Below are 21,311 nucleotides of genomic sequence, written 5' to 3'. Positions count from 1 at the left end.
ATCAACCTCGCTTGAGGTTCGCCTTGGGAAAGCTGACGCCGATCGTGTAATTCATCTTGCCCCATATCGAGAGCGCGTAGACGTTGGCGCGCACGTCGGGGTTTACAGCGAGATTGTAGATCGCATCCCGAACTGTGAAACCGTAGTCCTCGACGAGCCAGTCGATCATCCAGATGTGTGCCTGCTTGAAGCCTTCTTCGATCGGTCGATACGAGTTCAGCTGGACGATCTCGGTCGGTGTCTCCACCCGGACGAACGGGGTCTTTTTCTTCTTGATGACTTCGCATTTCAGCGTGATTTCGCCGCGGCTCTCGTCACCCGTGCCGCCAAACTCGGTCGCCTGGGAAGCGTGCAGGTCGCCGCCATAGAGCAGGGCGCCTTCATGGGCCACCGGGAAGAAGACCCGGTGGCCTTTCCGGAACTCACGCGTATCCAGGTTTCCCCCCCACGCGCATTGCATGGTCACGGTGTCGGAGCCGGACGAAGGGCGGTCGGGAACGACGCCCAGCGTGCCGACCAGCGGCTGGAGGTTCCACTTGATATGGTCGTCGTAGACGCCGATCCCGTCCGAGGTCGTGCCGCTCGGCCCGGGCAAATGCTTGATGAACTTTGTGGACGGGCCGCGGGCCTCCGCGTACTTGAACGAATCCGCCAGAGGGCCGGTGGCAGGGTCGATCAGCACATATCCCTTGTCTTCGACGACGATGTCGACGATGTCCACGGCGAGGGTGTCTCCCTGTTCCGCGCCCTCCACGTAGACGGGACCGGCGCAAGGGTTGAATTGCTTGAGTCGATGCAACTCGCCAAGGACCTCCGGGGTCGGCAGGTCATCTTCGGATCTTATCCTGTTGCTCATCGAATTTTCGACTTGCAAGACGAAGGTTTCTCCCTGCTTGACGCGGAGTCTGGGCTCCTTGAGCGCCATTTCATATTCGAGGGCATCCTCGCGGTTTATTCGTTGCATCGTCGTTCTCCTTGTTCAGTTTTTCGAGCTTTCCCTACCGGAGGGCTATCGCCGTCAGACGAGGATCATTCCGCCGTCCATCATGAATGTCTGGCCTGTGAAGTAGTCGGATCCGCTGGAGGCCAGGAAGATTGCAAGGCCGGCGAAATCGGAAGGGACGCTGGCACGGCCAAGCAGGATGTTGGGCGTATAGCGAGCCATCCATTCTCCGATGTTTTTCGTCACGCCGCGCTCGAGCATCTCGCGTTCCATTTTGTCCCAGAGCGGCGTAACCACCACGCCTGGCGCGATGCCGTTCACCGTGATGCCGTTCGAGGCCAGTTCGCGGGCGGCGGCTTGCGTGAGGGAGATCACAGCGGCCTTGCTGGCGCAGTACGGAGCGATGTCGGCGTAGCCTTGCCGTCCGGCGATGGACGTCGTGTTGATGATCTTGCCACCCTTGCCTTGCTTGATCATCTGCTTGGCGACCTCCTGCATGCACATCAGGGTGCCGAGAGCATTCACTCGCATGATCATCTCGAAGTTGGCCTCGTCGACCTCGAGAAACGGCTGGGGATCGTTGATGCCTGCGTTGTTGAACAGGACGTTGATCTCTCCGTACGTGGAGAGCGCGTGCTCGACCAGACGCTTGATGTCTGACCGCTCGGCGACGTTGGCGGAGATCGCGGTCGCCTCATGGCCGGAGCTTCTCAGGTCGGCCGCGATCGCTTCCGCATGCTGCTCGTTGCGGCCGCTCACCACGACGCGCGCGCCCGCTTTCGCCAAGGAGCGCGCGATCCCTTCGCCAAGGCCCTGGGTGCTGCCCGTGACGATGCAGACTTCGCCGTTCAGGCTGTTGATGGGGTTCTCCATTGGTCCTCTCTTCAGTTGTCCCTTTTGATCAGGTCGGCGGCTTTCTCCGCGATCATGACGGACGGGGCGTTTGTGTTGCCCGAGGGGATCGACGGCATCACCGATGCGTCCACGATCCGAAGCCCCCCGACGCCACGCACCCGTAACGCTGTATCGACGACGGAGCCCAGGTCGACACCCATGCGGCAACTACTGGTCGGGTGAAGCAGGGACAGGCCGTGCGAACGGGCGAGATCGCAAAAACCCACCGCGTCCAAGCCGTCCAAATCGTTGACCAGAGAGCTCTCGATCAGCGCCCGCATGGGGGCAGCGGACGCGATGCGGCGTGCGATAGCAAGTCCGTTGACGACAGCATCCCTGTCCTCCGGCTCGCTGAAGAAATTGAACCGGATTTGTGGCGCCGCTGAGGGATCCGCAGAACGGATGTGGACGGACCCGGAGCCCTTTGGCCGCAAATGCTCCACCATGATGGTGAAGCCCGAGAAGGGCTGCGGTTTGAGGTGTTCGTCCGTGCACCAGGCCTGCAACGTGATGAGCAGGTCGGGACGGTCGATTTCAGGGCTGCTTCTCACATAAACATTCGCGAAGTTGCCGTTGCTTGCCATCTGGCCGCCGCGCGTAATCAGATACCTCGCCGACGCGAGGGCTTTCCGCCAGAAGCTGGACGCAAGATCGTTGACCGTGATTGCCCGGGTGCAGCGGAACTCCAACGGCACCCCGAAATGGTCCTTGAGATTTTCGCCGACGGCGGGCAGGTCCGTGACAACGGGCACGCCGAACTTGGAGAGAATCTCGGCGTTGCCGACCCCGGACAGTTCAAGGATCTTGGGGGAATTGAAGGTTCCGGCGCAGAGGATCGTCTCCCCTAGGCTTGCAGCGTAGAAGGGGGTCCGGTCCATGCGGTACTCGACCCCGACGGCGACCCGCTCACTGAACCGAATGCGAGTGACTTCGGCACTGGTGAGCACTTTGAGGTTCGCACGCTTGCCCGCCGACTTCAGATGGCCTGACGCTGAACTGCTGCGGCGTCCGTGCCGCGTGTTGACTTGCGCGTAGCCTGCGCCCTCTTGGGACGCGCCGTTGAAGTCGCGGTTGAGCGGCGACCCGGTCGAAATGGCGGCATCGATGAAAGCATCCGCTAACGGGTGGGCGCTGAGGTCGGAGACCCAGATCGGGCCGCCGATGCCGTGATATTCGTCGGCACCGCGCGCCTGATGTTCGGCCTTTTTGAAGTAGGGCAGAACATCAGCATAGCCCCAGCCTGCGCAGCCGGCGCTTTGCCAGGAATCGAAATCCTCCCTTTGGCCGCGGGTATAGATCATTCCGTTGATCGACCCAGTTCCGCCGAGAAGCTTGCCTCTCGGCTGATATGTCGTTCGTCCGCCCAACTCGGGCTCCGGCTCGCTCCGGTAGCACCAGTTGTGGCGGCGATCGGTGTAGAGCTTGCCGTAGCCCATTGGGATGTGGACCCATGGACTGGAATCCCGCGGGCCGGCTTCGATCAACAGGATCCGCTTGCGGGCATCTTCGGAAAGCCTGGCTGCAACGACGCTGCCGGAGGAGCCTGCTCCGATGACGATATAGTCAAACGTCTCCGTATTGACGCTGACGGTGTGATCCCGCGCCATGGCAGTCTTCCAAGAATGGTCAAATTCGAGTTGCTGGATGCCAGCGGGCAGCCGAAGGTTTCCGGCTGCCCGAGACAAGCGCTATTGGCGCGACCACAGGTCCGGCAGCGTGTCGATGTTTTCAGGCGTCGCGATACGCCCGACGATCGAGCAGTCTGGCGCGCACGCAGGCTTCTCGCCCTTGGCCAGTTGCAGGGCGACCTCGATGGCCTTCTTGGACAGGACGTTGGCGTCGTACGTCACGTCCACATCGATGTACTTTTTACGCAGCGCGTCGATGGCGATGGGCTGGACGTCGAGCGCCGCGATGTAGACATGCTTGGGATCTCCGGCAGGAGCCCAGCGCCCCGCGGCCTCGAGCGCCGACTGCACCGCCGAAAGCGCGAAGTCGCTTGCCATGAAGATGCAGTTTGCCTCTGGATGAGCCCGGAAGGCATTTGCCGTGCCCGACCGGAAAATCTCCGGATCCCAGTTCGTCGGAATAGTCTGCAGGGTCTCGATCTTGCCCTTCGTAGCAGCAAGCCATCCTTCGTGCCTGGTATGCCCGTTAACGTCGGTCAACGCGCCCTGCAGCTCGATGCATTGACCCTTGACCCCTTTCGAAGCGAGGAGATCGGAGAGCGCGTTGGCGGCAGCCGTAGCGTCCTTGTTGCCGTCGCCTCCCAGATGGGCGGTAGGCTGCACCGAGCCCGGAGGGTGGTCGAACGTCAGAAACGGAATATTTGCATCCTGGGCCGCCTTGATGGATGCGCCGATGGCGCCGCTGTCCGCCGCACGCGCCATGATGATATCGACGCCCTGGTTGATCAGGTCCTCGATGTTCGCCGCCTGACGGGTGGGATCGTTGTCCGCGACGTTGAAAATGAACTTGACGTTGAAGCCGGCCGCTTTGCCCTGCGCCGCGCCCTCGCTCTGGAGATACTTCTCCCAGGCGTAGACGATTGGCTCTTGCTTGCTGTTCCAGGAAAAGCCGATCGTCAGGTCCTTTGCATTGGCAATAGCGGGCGTTGCGACGATCCCGAGAACCGTCACCAATTGCAGCAGTTTTCTCATTGTTACCTCCGGATTGTGCCGACTGACGTCGAGCTGACCTCTGCCCATTTCTTCTTTTTATCGAGCGATATATCGATATATGAGTTTGGTCGAGTGTCAATGGCTTGATGCAGAAAAATTGGAAAAGTGTGGTCTTTTCGCGAAAAATCCGAGTCTACGGGCGCTTCAGCGAGCAGGGATACATATCGATATATCGCCAATTTCAGAGCGCGGACCCCTCGGGCCGACGAGGGCGGCGACGGTCGCTTCGGCACTTTCACCGATCATAGCCAGACTCTCCGCCAAGAACGCCCGAGTTCGCTCGGTGATGCTCCCGGCAAACGGCTCTAGTGGAAGCGCGGCTTGCCACTCTGCTAATGGCGATGATCGCCGCTAAGTTTGGATCGTTAGCGGGGGCTGAATCGAAAGGTCCCGGTAACCAACAACCAGGGTTGCATCTTCAAGGGACCTTGACACGCTCTCGAGCGCTCAGAGTTCTTTGGTGAGAAACTGCGCGCGGCCGTGGCCAAATGACCAATCGGCATCAGTGTTCTCCACGAAGGAGACCATTAGGTCAGACGGTAAGACTCCGCATTCCTGGTGAAGATGCCGGGAAAGGTCCGCGTAAAACGTACGCTTCTGCTCGACCGTTCGCGGGCGAGAAATGACCTCCACCATCACGAAGCGGTCCGTGCGGGGGATATCTAGGCCAGTGTCGAGGGCTATCATGGTGCCTGGGGGATGTTGATCGACGATCTGGTAGCGGTCTCTTTCGGGAACTTGGAAAGACTGGACCATCGAACGATGTGCGACGTCCAACAGCGCGATCAAGCCCTCCTGCGACCATCCCGAGTACACGTGGAATTTCACCAGAGGCATGGGAATGCTTCTCCGTTTCTTTTCAACCCAGCCTCGAAAACAGGGCTTCGGCGAATGTCCGCGGCTCTTCCCACATTGGGTAGTGGCCACATCCGTGCAGGATCTGAAGGTCGAACTTTGGGAACCACGTCCCGATCGTGTCGCGAAGCCTCTGCGGCACCGCACCAGGGTCCTTCTCGCCGACGATGACGCGGACAGGAACTTGCAGAGGTTCGATTTCATCCGCGAAACCGGGGCCTGTCCAGGAACTCATGTATGCTTCGAGCACGTCGGGCCTAGTCCCGGCCAGGCTGGTATCCCGCAGCTTCGTCAGCCACTCGTCCGAACGCGTCCCTCCAGTGTTGGCATCGATCAGGCGCTTCCTTGCGTCCGGGTCCTTGATTGCAGCGAGGAGCATTTGACGGCGCTGATCATCAATTCGCGCGCCTGAAGCCGGCACGGGAGCCACAAGGATAGCCGACGCGATCTTCGCCGGAATATCGACGACCAGCCTCTGCACCGACATTCCCGCCATGGAGTGGCCGATCACGTGGTATTTTGACCAGCCCAATCCGGCCGAACATGAAACGATATCGGCGGCGATCTGCTCGATCGTGAAGGGTCCCCCGGAGTCCCTACGGCTGCCGTACCCCCTGGCGTCAAGGAGGGCAAAGCTATAGCGGGCTGTATCGACCAGCGGCACGAACGGATCGAACAGGTTGTGGTCCCCCATCCATCCGGCCACGGCGACAATGCGCTCCGGGCCGCTTCCGACGACCTTCGCGGGTACGATCTCGGTTGCCATTGGCTCTTCCCTTTCAGTACGATGCGTTGATGCCAGGCTGTTTTTCATTGCCGGGCGCGGCGGCCACGTCCGCCTTGACGTTCGCCTCCCTGAATGCCTTCACGCTTGCCGCTGCAGCGCCCGCCAGCAGTCTCACGTCATTCGAAACGGTCACCATGTCGAAGCCCCACCGCGCGGCACGGGTGGCGTAGGCGGGCGAACCGCAATGCAACGCGGCGCGAATGCCGGCGCCGTGGGCTGCATCGAGGATCTTCTTGATGGACCCGACCATCTCCGGTTCCTCGCGATCGAAGCCCGTCGGATATCTCATGCCGGTCAGGCCCAGCGTGAGGTCCGCAGGACCAATGTAGACGCCATCCAAGCCTGGGGTTGAGACGATTTCGGCAAGGTTCTTAACGGCCTCCGCCGTCTCGATCATCGCGAAGCACAGAACCTGTGCGTTCGCCTCCTGGCCATAGTTGGCACCCGCCGAAATGACCGCACGAGAAGGACCGAAGCTTCGAACGCCATACGGCGGATAGCGGACGTAGGAGACGAGAGCTTCCGCCTCTGCCCGGGAGTTGACCATGGGACAGATCACACCGTACGCGCCGGCGTCGAGAGCCTTCATGATGGAAGCGGGATCGAGCCATGGCACCCGAACCAACGGCATAACGCCGCTTGCCCTCATTGCCTGAAGCATGGAAACGGCGGCTTGGTAGTCGACGATGCCGTGCTGGAGGTCGATGGTGATGCTGTCATAACCCTGCTCGGCCATGATCTCTGCCGAGAAGGCGTTGGCGATCGACAGCCATCCGTTCAGGACGCAGCGGCCGTCATTCCACACCGCGTGAAGATTGTTGGGTTTCATAGGTTTCGCTTTCCCAGGACACGACCATATTTGTGAAGCACGTCCGGATCGGGCTCAAAGCCGATACCCGGGGTATCCGATACCTTGATCATTTCGCCGTCGCGGATGCCCTCGACATCCGCCAGCCACGCGTCGGGCTGGACGAAGTTGTACTCGAGTGCCGTGATGCTCGGCCTGGCGGCCGCCACCTGGAGCGATGCGTAGAAGCCCGGACCAAAGTAAGGCGAGTGGGGCATCAATGTGGTGCCAGCCCTGTCAGCAAGATCGACGATTCGCAGGTATTCCGAAATGCCGCCAACCTTGCTCATGCTCGGTTGTAGGTAGTCCACCGCGCCCGCCCTCAAAGCCTGCTCGATCTGAAAGCTCGTGCACCAGTTTTCGCCGGCGGCGATATTAAGGCCCTTGCCGCGGAGCGAGGCCAAGGCAGCGAAGTCCTCGGGTGGATAGATGGGCTCCTCGAGCCAAGTCAGGGAGAGCGCTCTCAGCTCCGCGAGGTTCTTCGTGACGAAGTCCGTGGACCAGGCGCAGTTGACGTCGACGCAGATGTCGGTGTGGGGCCCCACGGTCTTTCTGCAGGCTGTAATTGCGGGCAAGGTTATCTCGTGCAGCTTGATCCGGTGAAAGCCTGCGGCCAGCACCTCCTTCGAGGCGTCGACCACCAGATCGTGCTCAGCATAGCGGACGAGGCTCGCATAGAAGGGTATTCGCGTTCGAACCTCGCGTCGGCCCGCAAGCAACTGGTAGAGCGGCTTGCCCGCCCGTTTGGCGGCGAGATCCCAAAGCGCGATGTCGACCCCTGAGATCGCGAAGATCGTGACGCCGTAGCGTCCGAACATGTGAAGCTGGCGTTGAGTCCTGGCGTTCCACGCCGCAATATCATCGATCTCGGCACCCACGAGCATCGGCAAGATCAGCCGATCCATAACGGACTTGGTCGCATCGATCAGCGAATACCCGAATCCCTCGCCCCAGCCGACATTGCCAAGTTCGTCCTCCAGGCGCACCAGAGCAAACTCCAGTGTCTTCCAGGCTGTGGGCATGATCCCGACTCCCGTTCCGCGCAAGGCGAACGGGATTTCGACGAGGACCACTTCGGCGGATGTTATCTTCATGCGTCAAACCCATCGGGCGGGGGGAGAGTAAGGGTGGCGAAATAGCCGCCGATGGACCTCGTCTCTTGGGGCGGGAGCTGCGCCAGCGAACGGAAATCGCGGGCGTGGTTGACCGCGGCTTGGCCTATGGGGCGATAGCCGAGGGCCTCCGCGCGGCAATTGTCAAAGATGGGCGACGGGCAGTTCGACACCCCGTAAACCGTCTCGCAGCCCAACGTTGGGTGCGTCATTCCGAGATCCACGAGCTTGACCATGTCTTCGGCCGAGAGCCAGATGCGCTCGCGTCGGCCGTCGACGATCTCTGGATCGGCATTCCCGATGCGGACGTTCAACACGCGGAGGCCGTAGCGGGAGGCGTACATCGCGCAGGCAGCCTCGCCGAAGATCTTGGATAGCCCGTAGTAGCCGTCTGGTGCGGGAGGCGCGGTGTGATCCAATGTTTCGTCCGCGCTGTGAAGCCCGACCGCATGGTGGCTGGATGCGAAGATGAAGCGCTCCACGTTGGCCCGATGGCAGGCTTCCAGCAGGTTCAGCACAACCCGGTAGTTTGCGTCCAGCGTCTGCTCGAAGGAGAGCGCCGGACCGACGGCCCCGGCAAGATGAAGAACGCCGTCCGCCCCCGCCACCAACTTGGAGCAAAACTTCGGATCCGTGAGGTCGCCCAGCAGGAACGTCTCGTCTCCCGCGGCTTGAAGGGATTGTCGAGCCGTGCTGCGCAGTATGTAGCCTTCGCGCAACAAGGGACGGAGGTCGCGCCCCATGTTGCCGGCTGCTCCTGTCAGCACGAGCGTTTTCTTTTGAGCCATCGGCGCTGCCTGTTCTGCTTCCGTTTCGACCTGTTATCTTAGTGGAGCAATTGCTGCAGGAACGCGCGGGTGCGCGCCTCGCGCGGTCTACTGAAGAACTCCTCCGGAGGCGCCGTCTCGACGATTTTTCCGTCGGACATGAACACCACCCGGTCGGCAACCTGGCGGGCAAAGCCCATCTCATGCGTCACGCAGATCATCGTCATGCCGCTTTCCGCCAAGGTCACCATTACGTCGAGAACTTCGCGGATCATTTCCGGATCGAGAGCGGAGGTTGGTTCGTCGAACAGCATTATCCGCGGCCTCATGGCCAGCGAACGCGCGATAGCCACGCGCTGCTGCTGGCCGCCGGAGAGTTCGCCTGGATATTTGTGCGCCTGCTCTGGGATGCGCACCTTTTCCAGAAATCCCATCGCGACGTCGTTGGCCTCTGCCCGAGACATCCGACGAACCGACCTCAGAGCCAGCGCGCAGTTCTCAAGGATGGTCTTGTGCGGAAAGAGGTTGAAGTGCTGGAACACCATTCCGACTTCCCTGCGGACGGCCTCGATCTGCTTGCGCTCGTGCGTGAGCTCGACCCCTTCAACCAGGATGCGGCCTTGCTGGTGTCTCTCAAGATGGTTGATGCAACGGATCATCGTCGATTTGCCGGATCCTGACGGCCCCGCGACGACGATCCTCTCTCCCTCGCGAACGCGAAAGCTGATGTCGGTTAGGACCTGATGGCTCCCGTACCACTTGGAGACGTTTTCGAACTCGACGGCGATGCCGTCGGCATTGCTGGCAACCATCGGAAGCTCCTTGTCAGGTTGCGGCGGCGATTGCAGGCTGGCGCGTCGGCGCGGGCCTGCGGCGGAGATGGCGCGTCAGATAGCGCTCAAGCACGCCCCACAGCCTGCGGATCGCCTCGACCATGATCAGGTAGAGGACTGCAGCCCAGATATAGACCTGGAAATCGAAAGACCGCGAGAATGCCAGCTTGGTCGCCTGCATAAGCTCGGGCACGGTGATGACGCTAGCGAGGGCCGATGCCTTGAGGGACAGGATCAGTTCGTTCCCGAGCGGCCGCAGCGCGATTATCATCGCCTGGGGCAGCAGGATGTGAAAGAATGTCGTCGATCGGCTTAGGCCGAGCGCGTTGGCCGCCTCCGCTTGCCCTGCGGGAAGGGCGCTGAGCGCCCCGCGCAGGATCTCGGCCTGGTAGGCGACCGTGTTCAGCGTGAATGCGAACAGGGCGCAAAAATAGGCGTCGCGGAAAAACCACCAGAGACCCAAACCGGTGAGCTCGGCCCGAATCTGGCCGGCTCCGAAATAGATCAGGAATATCTGCCCCAAGAGCGGCGTGCCTCTGAAGAAGGTGATGTAGGCTTGGGCGAAAAGCCTGAGCGGAACGAACGTCCCGTTTCGGGCAAGCGCCATGGGAAGCGCCAGGACCGCTCCGATCAGGGCCGACGTGAAAACGAGTTCGAGCGTGACGGCGAGGCCCCACAAGATCTTGGGCCCGTAGTTGGCGAGAAGATCGAAGTTCATGCCCGCCTCCTGACCATCCCGCGGTTGGATCGGGCCTCGAGGATGCTAACGACCCAAGAGGAGATCATCGAGATAACGAGGTAGATGAGGCATGCAACGGCATAGAAGAAGAGCGGCTGCTTTGTGTTTGCGACAGCCAGATTGGTCTGCCGCATCAGGTCCGAAAGCGCTATGATGGAGACTAGGGATGTGTCCTTGAGCAGCACGAACCACAGGTTGCCAAGGCCAGGCAGCGCCAACCTCCAAAGCTGAGGACCAATCACGGTCAGGAATGTCTGCCATCTCGAAAGGCCAAGCGCCGCCGCCGCTTCATGTTGCCCGTGAGGGACGGCCCGCAGAGCTCCGACAAAGGTCTCCGAAGCAAACGAGGCGAACACGATCCCCAGTGCGATCATGCCGGCGACGAAGCCGCTGAAATCTCCGAATGGCTGGCCAAACATCAGTTCCGAGAGGACCTGGAGGAGGGCGCCGCCGCCATAGTAGATCATGAACAGGGTGAGCAGTTCCGGCAGGGCGCGGAACGTCGTGGCAAACAGCGTTGCGGCTCCGCGAAACCATTTGTTCTGGCCATTGATAAGCAGCGCCAGGCCCAGCCCGAGCAGCAACCCGAACGGGAGTGTGGCGATGGCCAGCCTGATCGTCAGCGACAGGCCATCCAACAATTGCTGACCCCAGCCCTCGGGGCCGAAAGAAAGCAGGCGAACGAGTTCCACCGTCATCTCCTGGATAGGATATGCCCGGCCATCGCTGGCCGGGCATTCGAGTTGGCCGCCTCAGTAAATCGAGAACGGGAAATACTTGGCGTTGATGGTCTTGTAGGTGCCGTCGGCAAGGATCTCCTTCAACGCGGCATCAAGCTTGTCGCGCAGTTCCGGATCGTCCTTGCGGACGCCGACGCCCTTTCCGTGGCCGAACAGCGGGTCACGCAGGTCGTCGCCCACCAGTTCGCAACATGAACCGTCGGACGACTTTTTCAGCCAGGCATCCAGGAGAACCTTGTCGGAGAGGACGAGGTCGATGCGGCCGGCCGCCAGGTCGGCGCTTGCGTCATCGACGGTCGAGTAGGTCTTGATCGTGGAATCCTTGTATTTGGCCTCCAGGAAGTTCTGCTGGGTGGTGGACCCTTGCACGCCGATCGCTTTCCCCTTCAGTGCGGCCGGCGCGATGTCAGTGACCTTGGCCTCCTTCGGCGCCATGAACTTCGCCGGCGTGTCGTAATATTTCGCCGTGAAGTCGATCTTCTTTTTGCGCTCGTCGGTGATGTTCATGGAAGCCACGATCGCATCGTATTTGTGCGCAACGAGGCCCGGGATCATGCCGTCCCATTCCTGGGTCACGATCTCGCACTTGAGCTTTGCCTTCTCGCAAAGCGCATTGGCGATGTCGACATCGAACCCGGTGAGCTTGCCGCCGTCGACATAGTTGAACGGAGGATAGACGCCTTCGGTCGCGATCTTGATGCTGGTCAGGTCACCTGCATTTGCCGAGGTAATGAGAGTCAAGGCAACTGCGCTGGCGGTAAGCATAAGCGATATTTTCATTTTTATTGCCCTTTTGGAGGTTGTGGTGGCGCGGGATTTTCCGTCTTTTGTTGTTGCGCAGGTCGGCGACCTACGAGAGATCAGCCAGGACTTCGTCCAGGCCGGACAAGAAGAGGTCTGCGTTCTCGACGGTGAATGGCAGTGGAGGCCGGATTTTCAGCACGTGGCCGTACGAACTGGACGCACTTATCAACATGCGCTTTTCGCGGAGAGCGTTAACGACGGCCAACGAAAGCTTTCCGTTCGGCGTCTTGGTCTTTCGGTCGGCCACGAACTCCATGCCGAGGAATAGGCCGGCGCCGCGGACTTCGCCGATCGACTCATACTTCTGCTGAAGCCTCTTCATGCCGTCGACCATATGGCCGCCGACTTTAACGGCGTTCGCCATAAGGTTCTCGTCCTTGATGACGTCGAGAACCGCCTGGGCTGCCGCTATGGAGACCGTGTTCGCGCCGAAGGTGTTGAAGTAACGGATGTCGGTGCCGAAGCGCTCAAGAACTTCCGGCCTCGCGGCAACGCCGGCGATCGGCATGCCGTTGCCCATGGGCTTGCCCATGACCACCAGGTCCGGAACGATGCCGTGGCGCTGGAAGCCCCACCAGTGCGTCCCGGTGCGGCCGAAGCCGGGCTGCACCTCGTCGGCTATATAGAGGCCGCCTGCCGAGTGAACGACCTCCACCGTCCTTTTGAGGAAGCCTGGGGGATCGGTCAGGATGCCATCGGTGGAAAAGATGCCGTCCGCAATGAAGGCGGCGAATTTGATCCCGTACCGCTGCATACTCTTGATAGCGGCTGCCACCCGCTCCGCGAAAATTTCGCCGACGTCGCCGCCTTCGCGATACTCGTCGGGCGCATCGACGATATAGACGTGCTGGCCGATCGGAACGTTCGGCCCCATCGAAGGCGAGATCTCGGCAACAGCGGTCGTGAGCCCATGATAGGCGTTGGCGGTCACCACGATCCCCGTGCCGCCCGTGTAGTATCGCGAGATGCGTAATGCCAGATCGACGGCCTCGCTTCCTGTGCAGGTGTACATCACGTTGCCTATTTCTTCGGGATAAGTCTCCAGAAGATCGGCGGAGTATTTGAGGATCGATTCATGAAGGTAGCGGGTGTGGGTATTGAGGATCGCCGATTGCTTGGAGATCGCCTCGACCACGCGCGGATGGCAGTGGCCTACCGACGGGACGTTGTTGTAGACATCGAGATAAGCGTTGTTCTGGCTGTCGTAGAGCCAGACACCCTCTCCGCGCACGACGTGAACGGGATGCTCATAGAAGAGTTTGTATGAGGGACCGAGGAGGGATCGCCGGCGGGCAATAAGGGACTGCTCTTCCTTGGACAGACGATCGGCGGTGCTCGGGTCGAAGCCGTTGATCATATAGGCGGCGGCGGACGACGACATTTGGCTTTGCTCCTATAGGGACAGGGCGTGGGCGATCTGGCTGGTCGCCTGAGCGCGAGGGATTTGTGCGAGACGGTGGAATTGGCGCCACGCCAGCGGCGTGTTGCGCAGGATGTATTTGCGGTTTTCAGGAAAGCGCACGGCACGCCATTCGGTGATGGCGATGCGCATCACCATCCGCGCCACGATTGTCGGGAATAAGATGTCGATCTCCGTTGGCAGCAGCGGCCGTCGGCTATGAAAGCCCCTTAGAAAGTCGCACGCGTCAGCTAAGGGATTCTCGGTTTCGGTAAGTTGATAGGCGGCTGCGACCGCCACGTCGAAGACGACGGGAGTACGAACCATATCGCCGAAATCGATGATGCCGATGATCTTGTCGGTATCCACTGGATCGACGACGACGTTGTCGCTGTTCAAGTCGTTGTGGACGACCTGAGCGCGCAGATGCGAGACATTCGGCAGCACTTCGGCTCTGAAAAGATCGACCCAGCCCAGGAGTTCGGTCCGCCGCATCCCATCCTTGATGTCCTCGAACATCTCATCGAGGGAAAGGATGTTCTTCAGGTCCCATATCGAGGAGTGGCTTTCCGCAGGATGGCGGAAGTCCTCAAGGGCCGATTGGAGTCTGGCCAGCATCGCTCCAATGTTATGGCGCTGGGCTGGGGTCTGCGGTGTCTTTCTCTGCAGCAACCCCCTGGTAAACGTGACCAGCCGTACGGTCCTAGCATCGTCAGGCCCACGGTCGAGTGTGAATTCGGGGCTGCCTGCGAGGTTTGGCACAACCCGCTGCACAGGCATGCCGGGATCTGTTTTTTCGACATGCTGAAGGGCGGCGGTCTGCATGTTTGTTGCCGCCGGGTCTTCCTCCGGATTGACGACCTTCAACAGAAACTCGCGCCCCTGTCGATCGATAAGGTGGAAATTGCTGTCCTTCTCGCCGGACAGACGTTGCGCCTCCACCCTCAGCCCGTAGCAGCGTTCGGCAATCTCCACTGCCTCCTCGGTGCTCACGAGTTCTGGGCGCGCCTCGGGTGCGGGAGAGACCGTTGAGTGGGTCGCTCGGGGCATTCGATCAATTCCCTTATCGACAGTATGCCAGTATATTGGTATATGAATAGCAGTGAGGTCAAGAGGGAAAGGCCGAAAAGTCACCCAGATTTGAATCTGGAATGTTCCGGTGTATTGGTATATCGTTGAGGGAGGTACGTTCGCCGATTCCGGTCAGGAAATAGTATCGAAGAGGATGCCGTGGATCAAATAGCCCCGCTGTTCACCCCCGATCAGTTGGATGGTCGGACTTCCAAGTCCGCGCAGGTCTACGAGTTGATCCGCGGTGCAATCATTTCGCTGAAAATGCCGCCAGGCAGCGCGGTCGTCGAGAAGGATATCTGCGCTCAGTTGGGCATCTCGCGAACGCCGCTACGCGAGGCAATCCTCCAACTCGCAAAGGAAAACCTGGTAAAAATCGCGCCGAGCGATGGCACGTTCGTCAACAAGATCGTTCTCAAGGAGGTTCTGCAGGGGCAACTCGTGCGCGACACGGTCGAGTTCCGGCTGACACGGCTTGCAGCCCGGAACTTCAAGCCCGAATTCGAGAAGGACTTTGAGCTTGCATTGTTCAAGCAGAAGGCGGCAGCCAAGCGTCAGGATGTCGACGAGTTCTTTGCCCTCGACAATGAGTTTCATGCGCTTATCTGCACATGTGCCGGGTTTCCGGACGCCTGGTTGGCGATCCACAACTCCACAGGCCAGCTTGACCGTGTCAGACGTCAAGCCTTCCCTCTAGAGAGGCACTTTTCGACGGTCTTTGAAGAGCACTGCGAGATGTATGAAATGATCAAGCGGCATGACGAGGACGGCGTCGCGCGGGTTTTCCAGGTTCAGCTCGACAGCACCTTCCCCTCGATCGAAATATTGCGTGCCCAACGCCCCGACCTCCTGAGCGGGGATGCCGACGTCAGTATAGCGGATATCCGCTAGAGGATCGCGCGATCGAAACCAATCCCGCGTCCGTCAATCCCGGTCACCCACTCTGCAGCGACTTGTTTCACCTCCGATGAGGCGAATGTTGCCATCGAGTCGCAGCATTGCGACACAGTCGCAATTGCCTGCGCCAAGTTCCTCAAAGGCAACTTGGAAAACGCGCCGCTCAACGAGCTGTCGTACCGCCATCGGTGCTCAGCATGCTGCCAGTGGCGAAGGTTGCTTCAGCCGCTACGAAGATGATGAACCTGGCGATCTCTGCAGGGCTCGCAAATCTCTTTAGCGGTGTGCCCGAGATGAAATTGTCTCGAGCCTGCTCGCCGAACCAGCCCAGTTCGGAGTCCATCATGGGCGTGTCGACGGGCCCCGGGCAAACGCAATTTACTCGGACTGTTGGGGCGAACTCAAGTGCGAGCGCCTTGGTTTGCCAAACCTGCCTTGGACGCACAGTAGTGCGCATAGCACTCCAGTCCGTTGAACGAGAGGTCGGAACCGATGGCAACGATACTGCCGCTGCCTTGCTGCCGCATCCTCAAACCGCAATCACGCATGACGTAGAACGCGCCGGAAAGGTTTATGTCTATGTGCTGCCGCCACAACCGCGGGCTCAGGTCCTCGATACGCGCCGGCGTGATTATGCCTGCGGCGTGGATCACTATGTCTAAGCCATCCAGTGTGGACCACGCTTTGGAAATCGCGCTCGAGGCGCTTGTTTCGTCAGCAACATCGCATTGTATGCCAAGGAGTTTTCCCCGAGCCGAGATGCCATCTCGTCGACGATTCATATCCTGGCGCGGAGCCACCAGACCAGGTTGCCTGAACTCGTTGCTGACCATCACATGGTCGAACCCCTATTCGACAGCCTTTGCTGCAGACAGTGGGTTCCGCACTGCATGGCTGTCTTGATTCCCGCGCGCGATTGGCTCGGTTTCACAGGCGTGTCCTTTGAAGCGGCGTGACCGGCCAGGCACGCGCCGCCCGGCGTAGACAACAACCTCAGGAGGAGCCCACACCCGCCAGTCTCTCGATCGATTTGACGACAGCCGAATGATCCTCATTCCATTCATCCGCGGCCTTGTTCGAATTGAACAACTGCTGGCAAAGCGCGGTCGACGGCAGGCAAACGCCGACGCCCGCCGCCGCCTTGAGAGCCAGGTCCAGATCCTTCGAATGCAGCGCGATACGGAACCCCGGCGCGAAGGATCGCGAAATCATCCTTTCGCCATGGACTTCCAGGATGCGCGACGACGCGAAGCCGCCCAGCAGGGCCTTCCTCACTTTGGCGGGATCGACGCCCGAGCGGGTGGCCAGCGTCAAAGCCTCGCCCACGGCCTCGATGGTCAAGGCGACGATGATCTGATTGGCGATCTTGCAGGTCTGGCCAGCGCCATTCTTGTCGCCGACATGGGTGATGTTCTTGCCCATCGTCTCGAACAGCGGCAACGCCCGCCCGAAGGCTTGCGCCGGTCCTCCGACCATGATCGAAAGCGTGGCCGCCTTCGCGCCGACCTCCCCGCCCGAGACCGGCGCATCCAGATAGGCTGAGCCGAGATCCTCGACCTTGCGCGCGAAGTCCTCGGTTGCGGCGGGATCGATCGAGCTCATGTCGATCACCAGGCTCCCAGCTCTTAGCCTCTCGGACAGACCGTTTTTGCCAAAACAGACGCGATCGACGTCACTCGTCACCGGAAGCATGAGGATGACGACGTCACAGTGCTCGGCAACCTCGGCCGGCGAATGATTGACGATGAGACCTTTTGAAACCAGCTCCGGCGAAGGCGCCGTGCGGTTGACGCTAGTGTGCACCTCGTGGCCGGCGGCAAGCAAATGCCCGGCCATTGGAGCACCCATGACGCCGAGGCCAATGAACCCTATCTTCATGCTGTTTCTCCTTTTCGCTGCCGTCAGAGCGCGAATACGCCGCCCTGCAGGCGATTGACGACGTCGTCACGATCCGGTCTGGGATCCGAGGCGAGAATCTCCTCGCGGAAATCGTCAGCAGTGTCCTTAGGCCGGTAGCCGATGTGACGCGCGAGCGAGTTGTCCCAGAAGCTTGCCGCATTGTTGGAGGCGCCGTAGATGACCGTGTGGCGAACGCGCGGCGCGCTGAGCGAGCGCTCGACCAACTGGCACATGTCGTCGAACGACAGCCAGGTCAGAAGGTGCCGGCGCGTGCTCGGCTTCGGCTCGCACGACCCGATGCGAATGGAAACGGTCTCGAGCCCGTACTTGTCCCAGTAAAGCTGGGCGAGGTTTTCGCCGAAGGCCTTTGCCAAACCGTAGTTCGAGTCTGGCCTTTGCGGCACCGTCGTGCCGATGACATCGTTCTGATCGTAGAAGCCAATGGCATGAACCGAGCTCGCAAACACAACGCGCTTCACGCCGGCCAGGCGCGCTGCCTCGTAAAGGCTTTGGAAGCCGACGATGTTCACGCGGCAGATGGAAGCGAAGTCGGCGTCCTTGGAGAGCCCGCCAAAATGCACGATCGCATCGATGTCCCTGACGAGGTCCGCGGCCGCGGAGCTGTCGCCAAGATCGGCTTTGACGAGCTCCTCGTTGGGAGCGGCGTGGGCCAGGTCGACTATGTCGGTCGATCGCAGGAGCTTCACCTGGGGTGCCAACCGCTTGCGCAGGACACTTCCAAGCAGGCCCGCGGCGCCCGTCAGCAAAATCCGATCGTAATTCATCGGTCTACCTTCCTATTGTGTAAAAGCGTGATCGGCGCAGGAGCTTTCGCCGCTCAGCAGCCGTTCGAAGTTTGCGACATCGACGTTGCCGCCGGAGACGACGACGGCCACCGTCTTGCCTCGCAAGGCATTGTTGGTCTTGAGCACGGCCGCGAGAGCCGCCGCTCCGCTCGCCTCGGCGACAAGATTGAAGTGGCCGAACAGAACTTTGATCGCCTGTCTGACGTCGCTATCGCTGACGGTTGCAAAATCCGGCTTGATTGCGTTTGCCAGCGCAAAGGGCACCTCGCCGGGCCGCGGCGACATCAGTCCGTCGCAAAGGGTGCTTCGACCTGGTTCATTTGATATCCGTGAGCCGGCGGCCATGGACTTGGCAAAATCGTCGAATCCGTCAGGCTCCACACCGACGATGCGGCAGCCCGGGAAGCGCTGCCGCACCGCGACCGCGGTTCCCGCGAGCAGGCCGCCGCCGCTTATGGCGATGACCAGGGTATCGATGGGTATGTCCCGCGCCGTCGCATCCTGCGCGATTTCAAGGCCGACCGTACCTTGTCCTTCGACGATATGGCGATGATCAAAGGGCGGCACGAAGATCGCGCCGTCGGCGACCATCTGCGCGACACGTTGGTCGCGCTGTGCAAAGAAATCGGGCAGGATCTCGACCTCGGCGCCAAGGGCAAGCGTGCCTTCAACCTTGCGCGACGGGGCTGACGCAGGCATCAGGACATGCGCCCTTCTGCCGACGACACCAGCAGCATAGGCTAGCCCCTGCGCATGATTTCCCGATGAGTAGCCGACAAAGGCGCGGTTCACGGTGGATTGGCTCTGGAGAACGAAGTTCAGGGCGCCGCGCGCCTTGAAGGAGCCGGTCTTCTGCAGGCTTTCGGGCTTTACGACGAGGCGCAGGCCGAGCGAGGCGTTGAGGCTTTCGCTTTCAAGAAGCGGGGTGCGAGCAATGTGGGAAGCGATGCGCCTGTGCGCCGCCAGGATGTGCTCGAACCAACCTCCAAGATCCGTGGCCATGACCGATCTCGCTTCAGAGAAAGCGAGCGAGTTTGAAGGCGGACAGGTCGATTTCGCTCCTGCCGTCGTGAATGAGCTGCGCGACGGCCTCGCCGATACCAAGCGAGTGCTTGAAGCCATGTCCTGAGCACGCCGAAATCACGGTGACCCGGTCCATCCCGGGATGGCTGTCGATGATGAATCCGTTGTCGGGCGTGTTGGTATAGAAGCAGGTGGCGTTGTTCACGATGTCGGGTCTGGTACCGATCATGTTCGGCCCGACATGGTTGGCGTAGAACTCCTGCGACTCCCATTGCTCGGCCTTCGGGCCGATCGTCTCGTGATCGATGTCGGGCGTGTCACGGCTCGCGACCATCTTCACGCCCTCGGTGGGGTCGGTGACGGGGAAGCCGGTGAAATAGTCTTCCAGCTTGTCGGTGACGAACCAGATGAAGACCGGCATCTTGTCGGGCCCGAACGGCGCGAAATCGTCGGCGCCATACCAATGAATGGTCTGGCGGGTGACAGTCAGGATCCTGTCGAATGGCGTGCCGAGCAGGCCGCGGGTCCAGGCTCCTGCCGCGACAACCGCCCGCTTTGCCCTGACCTGGCCCGCGCTGGTGCGCACGACGACGCCGGCGCCGGTCTGCTCGATGCTCTCCACAATCGTGTCGGTAAGCACCTCGGCGCCCGCCGATTTCGCATGCGCGATCTGCGCCTCGATCAAGGCCTCCGGGAGCATGTACCCGGCATTCGGCTCGAGATAGCCGCGGTCGGTGTCCTTTATGGCTCGGAACTGTGGATAGCGCGCGCGCAACTGATCGGCATTCATGACCTCGTGCTCGATGCCGAAGCGCTGGGCCATCTCGATGCTGCTGGCCAGGAAGTCTTCAGCGCCGTGCAGCGGCGTGGAGCCGCTCATGGGCGAGCCGATAATCAGCGTCCCTGACTTCACCAGGAAAGTCTTTCCCCATTCCTTTTCGAAATCGGCAATGATCTGATGCGAGCGCATCGCCAGCGGGACGTAGGCCGGACCTTCGCCGACCGCTTCCCTGGTCACGCGCGTTCCGCCATGGCTCGAGCCCTTGGCGTGCGGAGGCACGAACCGGTCAATGCCAATGACGCGCTCGCCGCGTTTGGCGAGCTGATAGAGCGTTGACGCACCCATCGCGCCAAGACCTATGACGGCGACGTCGAAGTCATTCGAAGATAAAGCGGCGGCCATATCAATCGTGTCCCTGCGGGGGAGAGGGGCGTGCTCGAGGTGTGCGCACGCGGCCCGGCTACGCTGCTTTCAGCGCGCCGAAGGCGTTGTTGATGATTGCCCTCAATTCATCGTGCTCCGTTGCGGTCAGATCCGTGAGCGGCGCCCTGACCGGTCCCGGGTCGCGCCCGAGGACGCGCAGGCCAGCCTTGACGATCGAAACCGGGTAGCCACGCTTGCGGTTCCGCAGGTCGATCAGCGGATAGTAGAACCGGGTCAGGAGATCATCGACGCGGGCCGTGTCGCCTGCGCGAAGGGCCTTGTAGAACTCAAGGGCTCGCTCTGGCACGAAATTGTAGACCGCCGAAGAGTAGGTCGTCACCCCGGCCGCCAGATAGGCCTTCGCGTAGACCTCGGCCGTCGGCATGCCGCCAATATAGGTGAACCGGTCGCCGAGCGTGACACAGATGCGGGTCAAGAGCTCGATGTCGCCGTGACCATCCTTGAAGCCGATGAGGTTGGGGCAGGCATCTGCGAGCCGGGCAAGCGTCTTCGGCTGGAGAATGCAGTTGTCGCGCGCATAGACGACAACGCCGATGGAGACCGCGTCGCAGACAGCCTTGATGTGCTGGAAGAGCCCATCCTGCTCGGCGTTGATTAGGTACTGGGGCAACAGCAGGAGCGCGTCGGCGCCCGCCTTCTCGCAGCGCTGCGCGAGGTCCTTCGCGATCGGCGTCCCGTAGCCGCAACCGGCGATGATCGGGGTCTTGCCCGCAACCTGCTTTGCCGCCCTGACGGTCTCGACGACTTCATCCGGACTCAAAGAGAAAAACTCGCCGGTGCCGCCGGCCACGAACAGCGCCGCCGCCGGATAGGAGGAGAGCCATTCGATATGGCCGGAGAACTTGTCCAGATCGACTTGCGCGCCATCGGCCGTAAAAGGCGTGACGGGGAATGACAGCAGGCCGGAGCCTATCGTCGCCTTCAAACTTTCCAGATTACCAGCCATCGTCCACCTCAACAGTGATCATACCACATTGAGGAGATAATAT

The 21,311-nt window shown here is 60.8% G+C and carries 23 protein-coding genes; 1 reads left to right on the top strand and 22 read right to left on the bottom strand.

What is annotated here, in order from left to right; all coding sequences use genetic code 11:
* Position 1 precedes the first annotated feature (1 nt).
* The 15 genes from P9228_RS22200 to P9228_RS22130 form a co-directional block, all read right to left on the bottom strand.
* On the bottom strand, positions 2-964 hold the full coding sequence (locus P9228_RS22200; RefSeq protein WP_278055624.1) for an acetamidase/formamidase family protein: 963 nt from the start codon (positions 962-964) through the stop codon (positions 2-4).
* Between the two features lie 54 nt (positions 965-1,018).
* Positions 1,019-1,816, bottom strand: coding sequence for a glucose 1-dehydrogenase (locus P9228_RS22195; RefSeq protein WP_278055622.1), 798 nt, complete (start codon positions 1,814-1,816; stop codon positions 1,019-1,021).
* Between the two features lie 11 nt (positions 1,817-1,827).
* Positions 1,828-3,444, bottom strand: coding sequence for a GMC family oxidoreductase N-terminal domain-containing protein (locus P9228_RS22190; protein WP_278055620.1), 1,617 nt, complete (start codon positions 3,442-3,444; stop codon positions 1,828-1,830).
* An 81-nt stretch (positions 3,445-3,525) separates the two neighbouring features.
* Positions 3,526-4,497, bottom strand: coding sequence for a sugar ABC transporter substrate-binding protein (locus P9228_RS22185; protein ID WP_278055618.1), 972 nt, complete (start codon positions 4,495-4,497; stop codon positions 3,526-3,528).
* A gap of 468 nt (positions 4,498-4,965) precedes the next feature.
* A complete protein-coding gene (locus tag P9228_RS22180; RefSeq protein WP_278055617.1) occupies positions 4,966-5,355 on the bottom strand; it encodes a tautomerase family protein in 390 nt (129 codons plus the stop codon).
* A gap of 22 nt (positions 5,356-5,377) precedes the next feature.
* Positions 5,378-6,139 carry an alpha/beta hydrolase gene (locus P9228_RS22175; RefSeq protein WP_278055615.1) on the bottom strand — a complete coding sequence of 254 codons (762 nt, stop codon included), beginning with the start codon at positions 6,137-6,139 and terminating at the stop codon, positions 5,378-5,380.
* A gap of 13 nt (positions 6,140-6,152) precedes the next feature.
* Positions 6,153-6,989 carry an aldolase/citrate lyase family protein gene (locus tag P9228_RS22170; RefSeq protein WP_278055614.1) on the bottom strand — a complete coding sequence of 279 codons (837 nt, stop codon included), beginning with the start codon at positions 6,987-6,989 and terminating at the stop codon, positions 6,153-6,155.
* On the bottom strand, positions 6,986-8,101 hold the full coding sequence (locus P9228_RS22165; RefSeq protein WP_278055612.1) for a mandelate racemase/muconate lactonizing enzyme family protein: 1,116 nt from the start codon (positions 8,099-8,101) through the stop codon (positions 6,986-6,988). Before P9228_RS22165 ends, P9228_RS22170 begins: the two co-directional genes overlap by 4 nt.
* The gene (locus P9228_RS22160) at positions 8,098-8,907 is read right to left on the bottom strand and encodes an NAD-dependent epimerase/dehydratase family protein (protein WP_278055611.1); all 810 of its coding nucleotides are present in this window, start codon (positions 8,905-8,907) and stop codon (positions 8,098-8,100) included. Before P9228_RS22160 ends, P9228_RS22165 begins: the two co-directional genes overlap by 4 nt.
* Positions 8,908-8,945: 38 nt before the next feature.
* Positions 8,946-9,698, bottom strand: a complete 753-nt coding sequence (locus P9228_RS22155) for an amino acid ABC transporter ATP-binding protein (protein ID WP_278055609.1) — start codon at positions 9,696-9,698, stop codon at positions 8,946-8,948.
* A gap of 13 nt (positions 9,699-9,711) precedes the next feature.
* Positions 9,712-10,437, bottom strand: a complete 726-nt coding sequence (locus P9228_RS22150; protein WP_278055608.1) for an ABC transporter permease — start codon at positions 10,435-10,437, stop codon at positions 9,712-9,714.
* Complete coding sequence (locus P9228_RS22145; protein WP_278055607.1) at positions 10,434-11,156, bottom strand: ABC transporter permease subunit; 723 nt, start codon at positions 11,154-11,156, stop codon at positions 10,434-10,436. Before P9228_RS22145 ends, P9228_RS22150 begins: the two co-directional genes overlap by 4 nt.
* Before the next feature lie 54 nt (positions 11,157-11,210).
* Complete coding sequence (locus tag P9228_RS22140; protein WP_278055606.1) at positions 11,211-11,978, bottom strand: transporter substrate-binding domain-containing protein; 768 nt, start codon at positions 11,976-11,978, stop codon at positions 11,211-11,213.
* Positions 11,979-12,048: 70 nt separating this feature from the next.
* Positions 12,049-13,359: an aminotransferase class III-fold pyridoxal phosphate-dependent enzyme gene (locus P9228_RS22135; RefSeq protein ID WP_278055604.1), complete on the bottom strand. Its 1,311-nt coding sequence runs from the start codon at positions 13,357-13,359 to the stop codon at positions 12,049-12,051.
* Positions 13,360-13,395: 36 nt separating this feature from the next.
* Positions 13,396-14,394, bottom strand: coding sequence for a phosphotransferase (locus tag P9228_RS22130; RefSeq protein WP_278055603.1), 999 nt, complete (start codon positions 14,392-14,394; stop codon positions 13,396-13,398).
* A gap of 237 nt (positions 14,395-14,631) precedes the next feature.
* Here P9228_RS22130 and P9228_RS22125 point away from each other — a divergent pair, with 237 nt between their 5' ends.
* Positions 14,632-15,363 (top strand): GntR family transcriptional regulator, encoded by a 732-nt coding sequence (locus P9228_RS22125; RefSeq protein WP_278055602.1) that lies wholly within the window; start codon positions 14,632-14,634, stop codon positions 15,361-15,363.
* A gap of 169 nt (positions 15,364-15,532) precedes the next feature.
* Here P9228_RS22125 and P9228_RS22120 read toward each other — a convergent pair whose 3' ends face one another.
* From P9228_RS22120 to kdgD, 7 genes are all read right to left on the bottom strand, one after another.
* Positions 15,533-15,826 (bottom strand): SDR family oxidoreductase, encoded by a 294-nt coding sequence (locus P9228_RS22120; RefSeq protein ID WP_278055601.1) that lies wholly within the window; start codon positions 15,824-15,826, stop codon positions 15,533-15,535.
* Entirely contained in the window at positions 15,771-16,202 is a 432-nt protein-coding gene (locus P9228_RS22115; RefSeq protein ID WP_278055599.1) for an SDR family oxidoreductase, read from the bottom strand. The genes P9228_RS22120 and P9228_RS22115 overlap by 56 nt, the downstream gene beginning before the upstream one ends.
* Before the next feature lie 160 nt (positions 16,203-16,362).
* Entirely contained in the window at positions 16,363-17,247 is an 885-nt protein-coding gene (locus tag P9228_RS22110; protein WP_278055597.1) for a 2-hydroxy-3-oxopropionate reductase, read from the bottom strand.
* Between the two features lie 23 nt (positions 17,248-17,270).
* Positions 17,271-18,053, bottom strand: a complete 783-nt coding sequence (locus P9228_RS22105; RefSeq protein ID WP_278055596.1) for an NAD(P)-dependent oxidoreductase — start codon at positions 18,051-18,053, stop codon at positions 17,271-17,273.
* 12 nt (positions 18,054-18,065) lie between these two features.
* A complete protein-coding gene (locus tag P9228_RS22100) occupies positions 18,066-19,076 on the bottom strand; it encodes a threonine/serine dehydratase (RefSeq protein ID WP_278055594.1) in 1,011 nt (336 codons plus the stop codon).
* Positions 19,077-19,089: 13 nt separating this feature from the next.
* The gene (gene solA / locus P9228_RS22095) at positions 19,090-20,280 is read right to left on the bottom strand and encodes an N-methyl-L-tryptophan oxidase (protein WP_278055593.1); all 1,191 of its coding nucleotides are present in this window, start codon (positions 20,278-20,280) and stop codon (positions 19,090-19,092) included.
* 58 nt (positions 20,281-20,338) lie between these two features.
* The gene (gene kdgD, locus P9228_RS22090) at positions 20,339-21,268 is read right to left on the bottom strand and encodes a 5-dehydro-4-deoxyglucarate dehydratase (protein WP_278055592.1); all 930 of its coding nucleotides are present in this window, start codon (positions 21,266-21,268) and stop codon (positions 20,339-20,341) included.
* Positions 21,269-21,311: the final 43 nt, after the last annotated feature.

This window comes from Mesorhizobium sp. WSM4898 (assembly GCF_029625845.1).
GTDB lineage: Bacteria > Pseudomonadota > Alphaproteobacteria > Rhizobiales > Rhizobiaceae > Mesorhizobium.
This window is presented reverse-complemented; position numbering and strand designations above follow the sequence as displayed.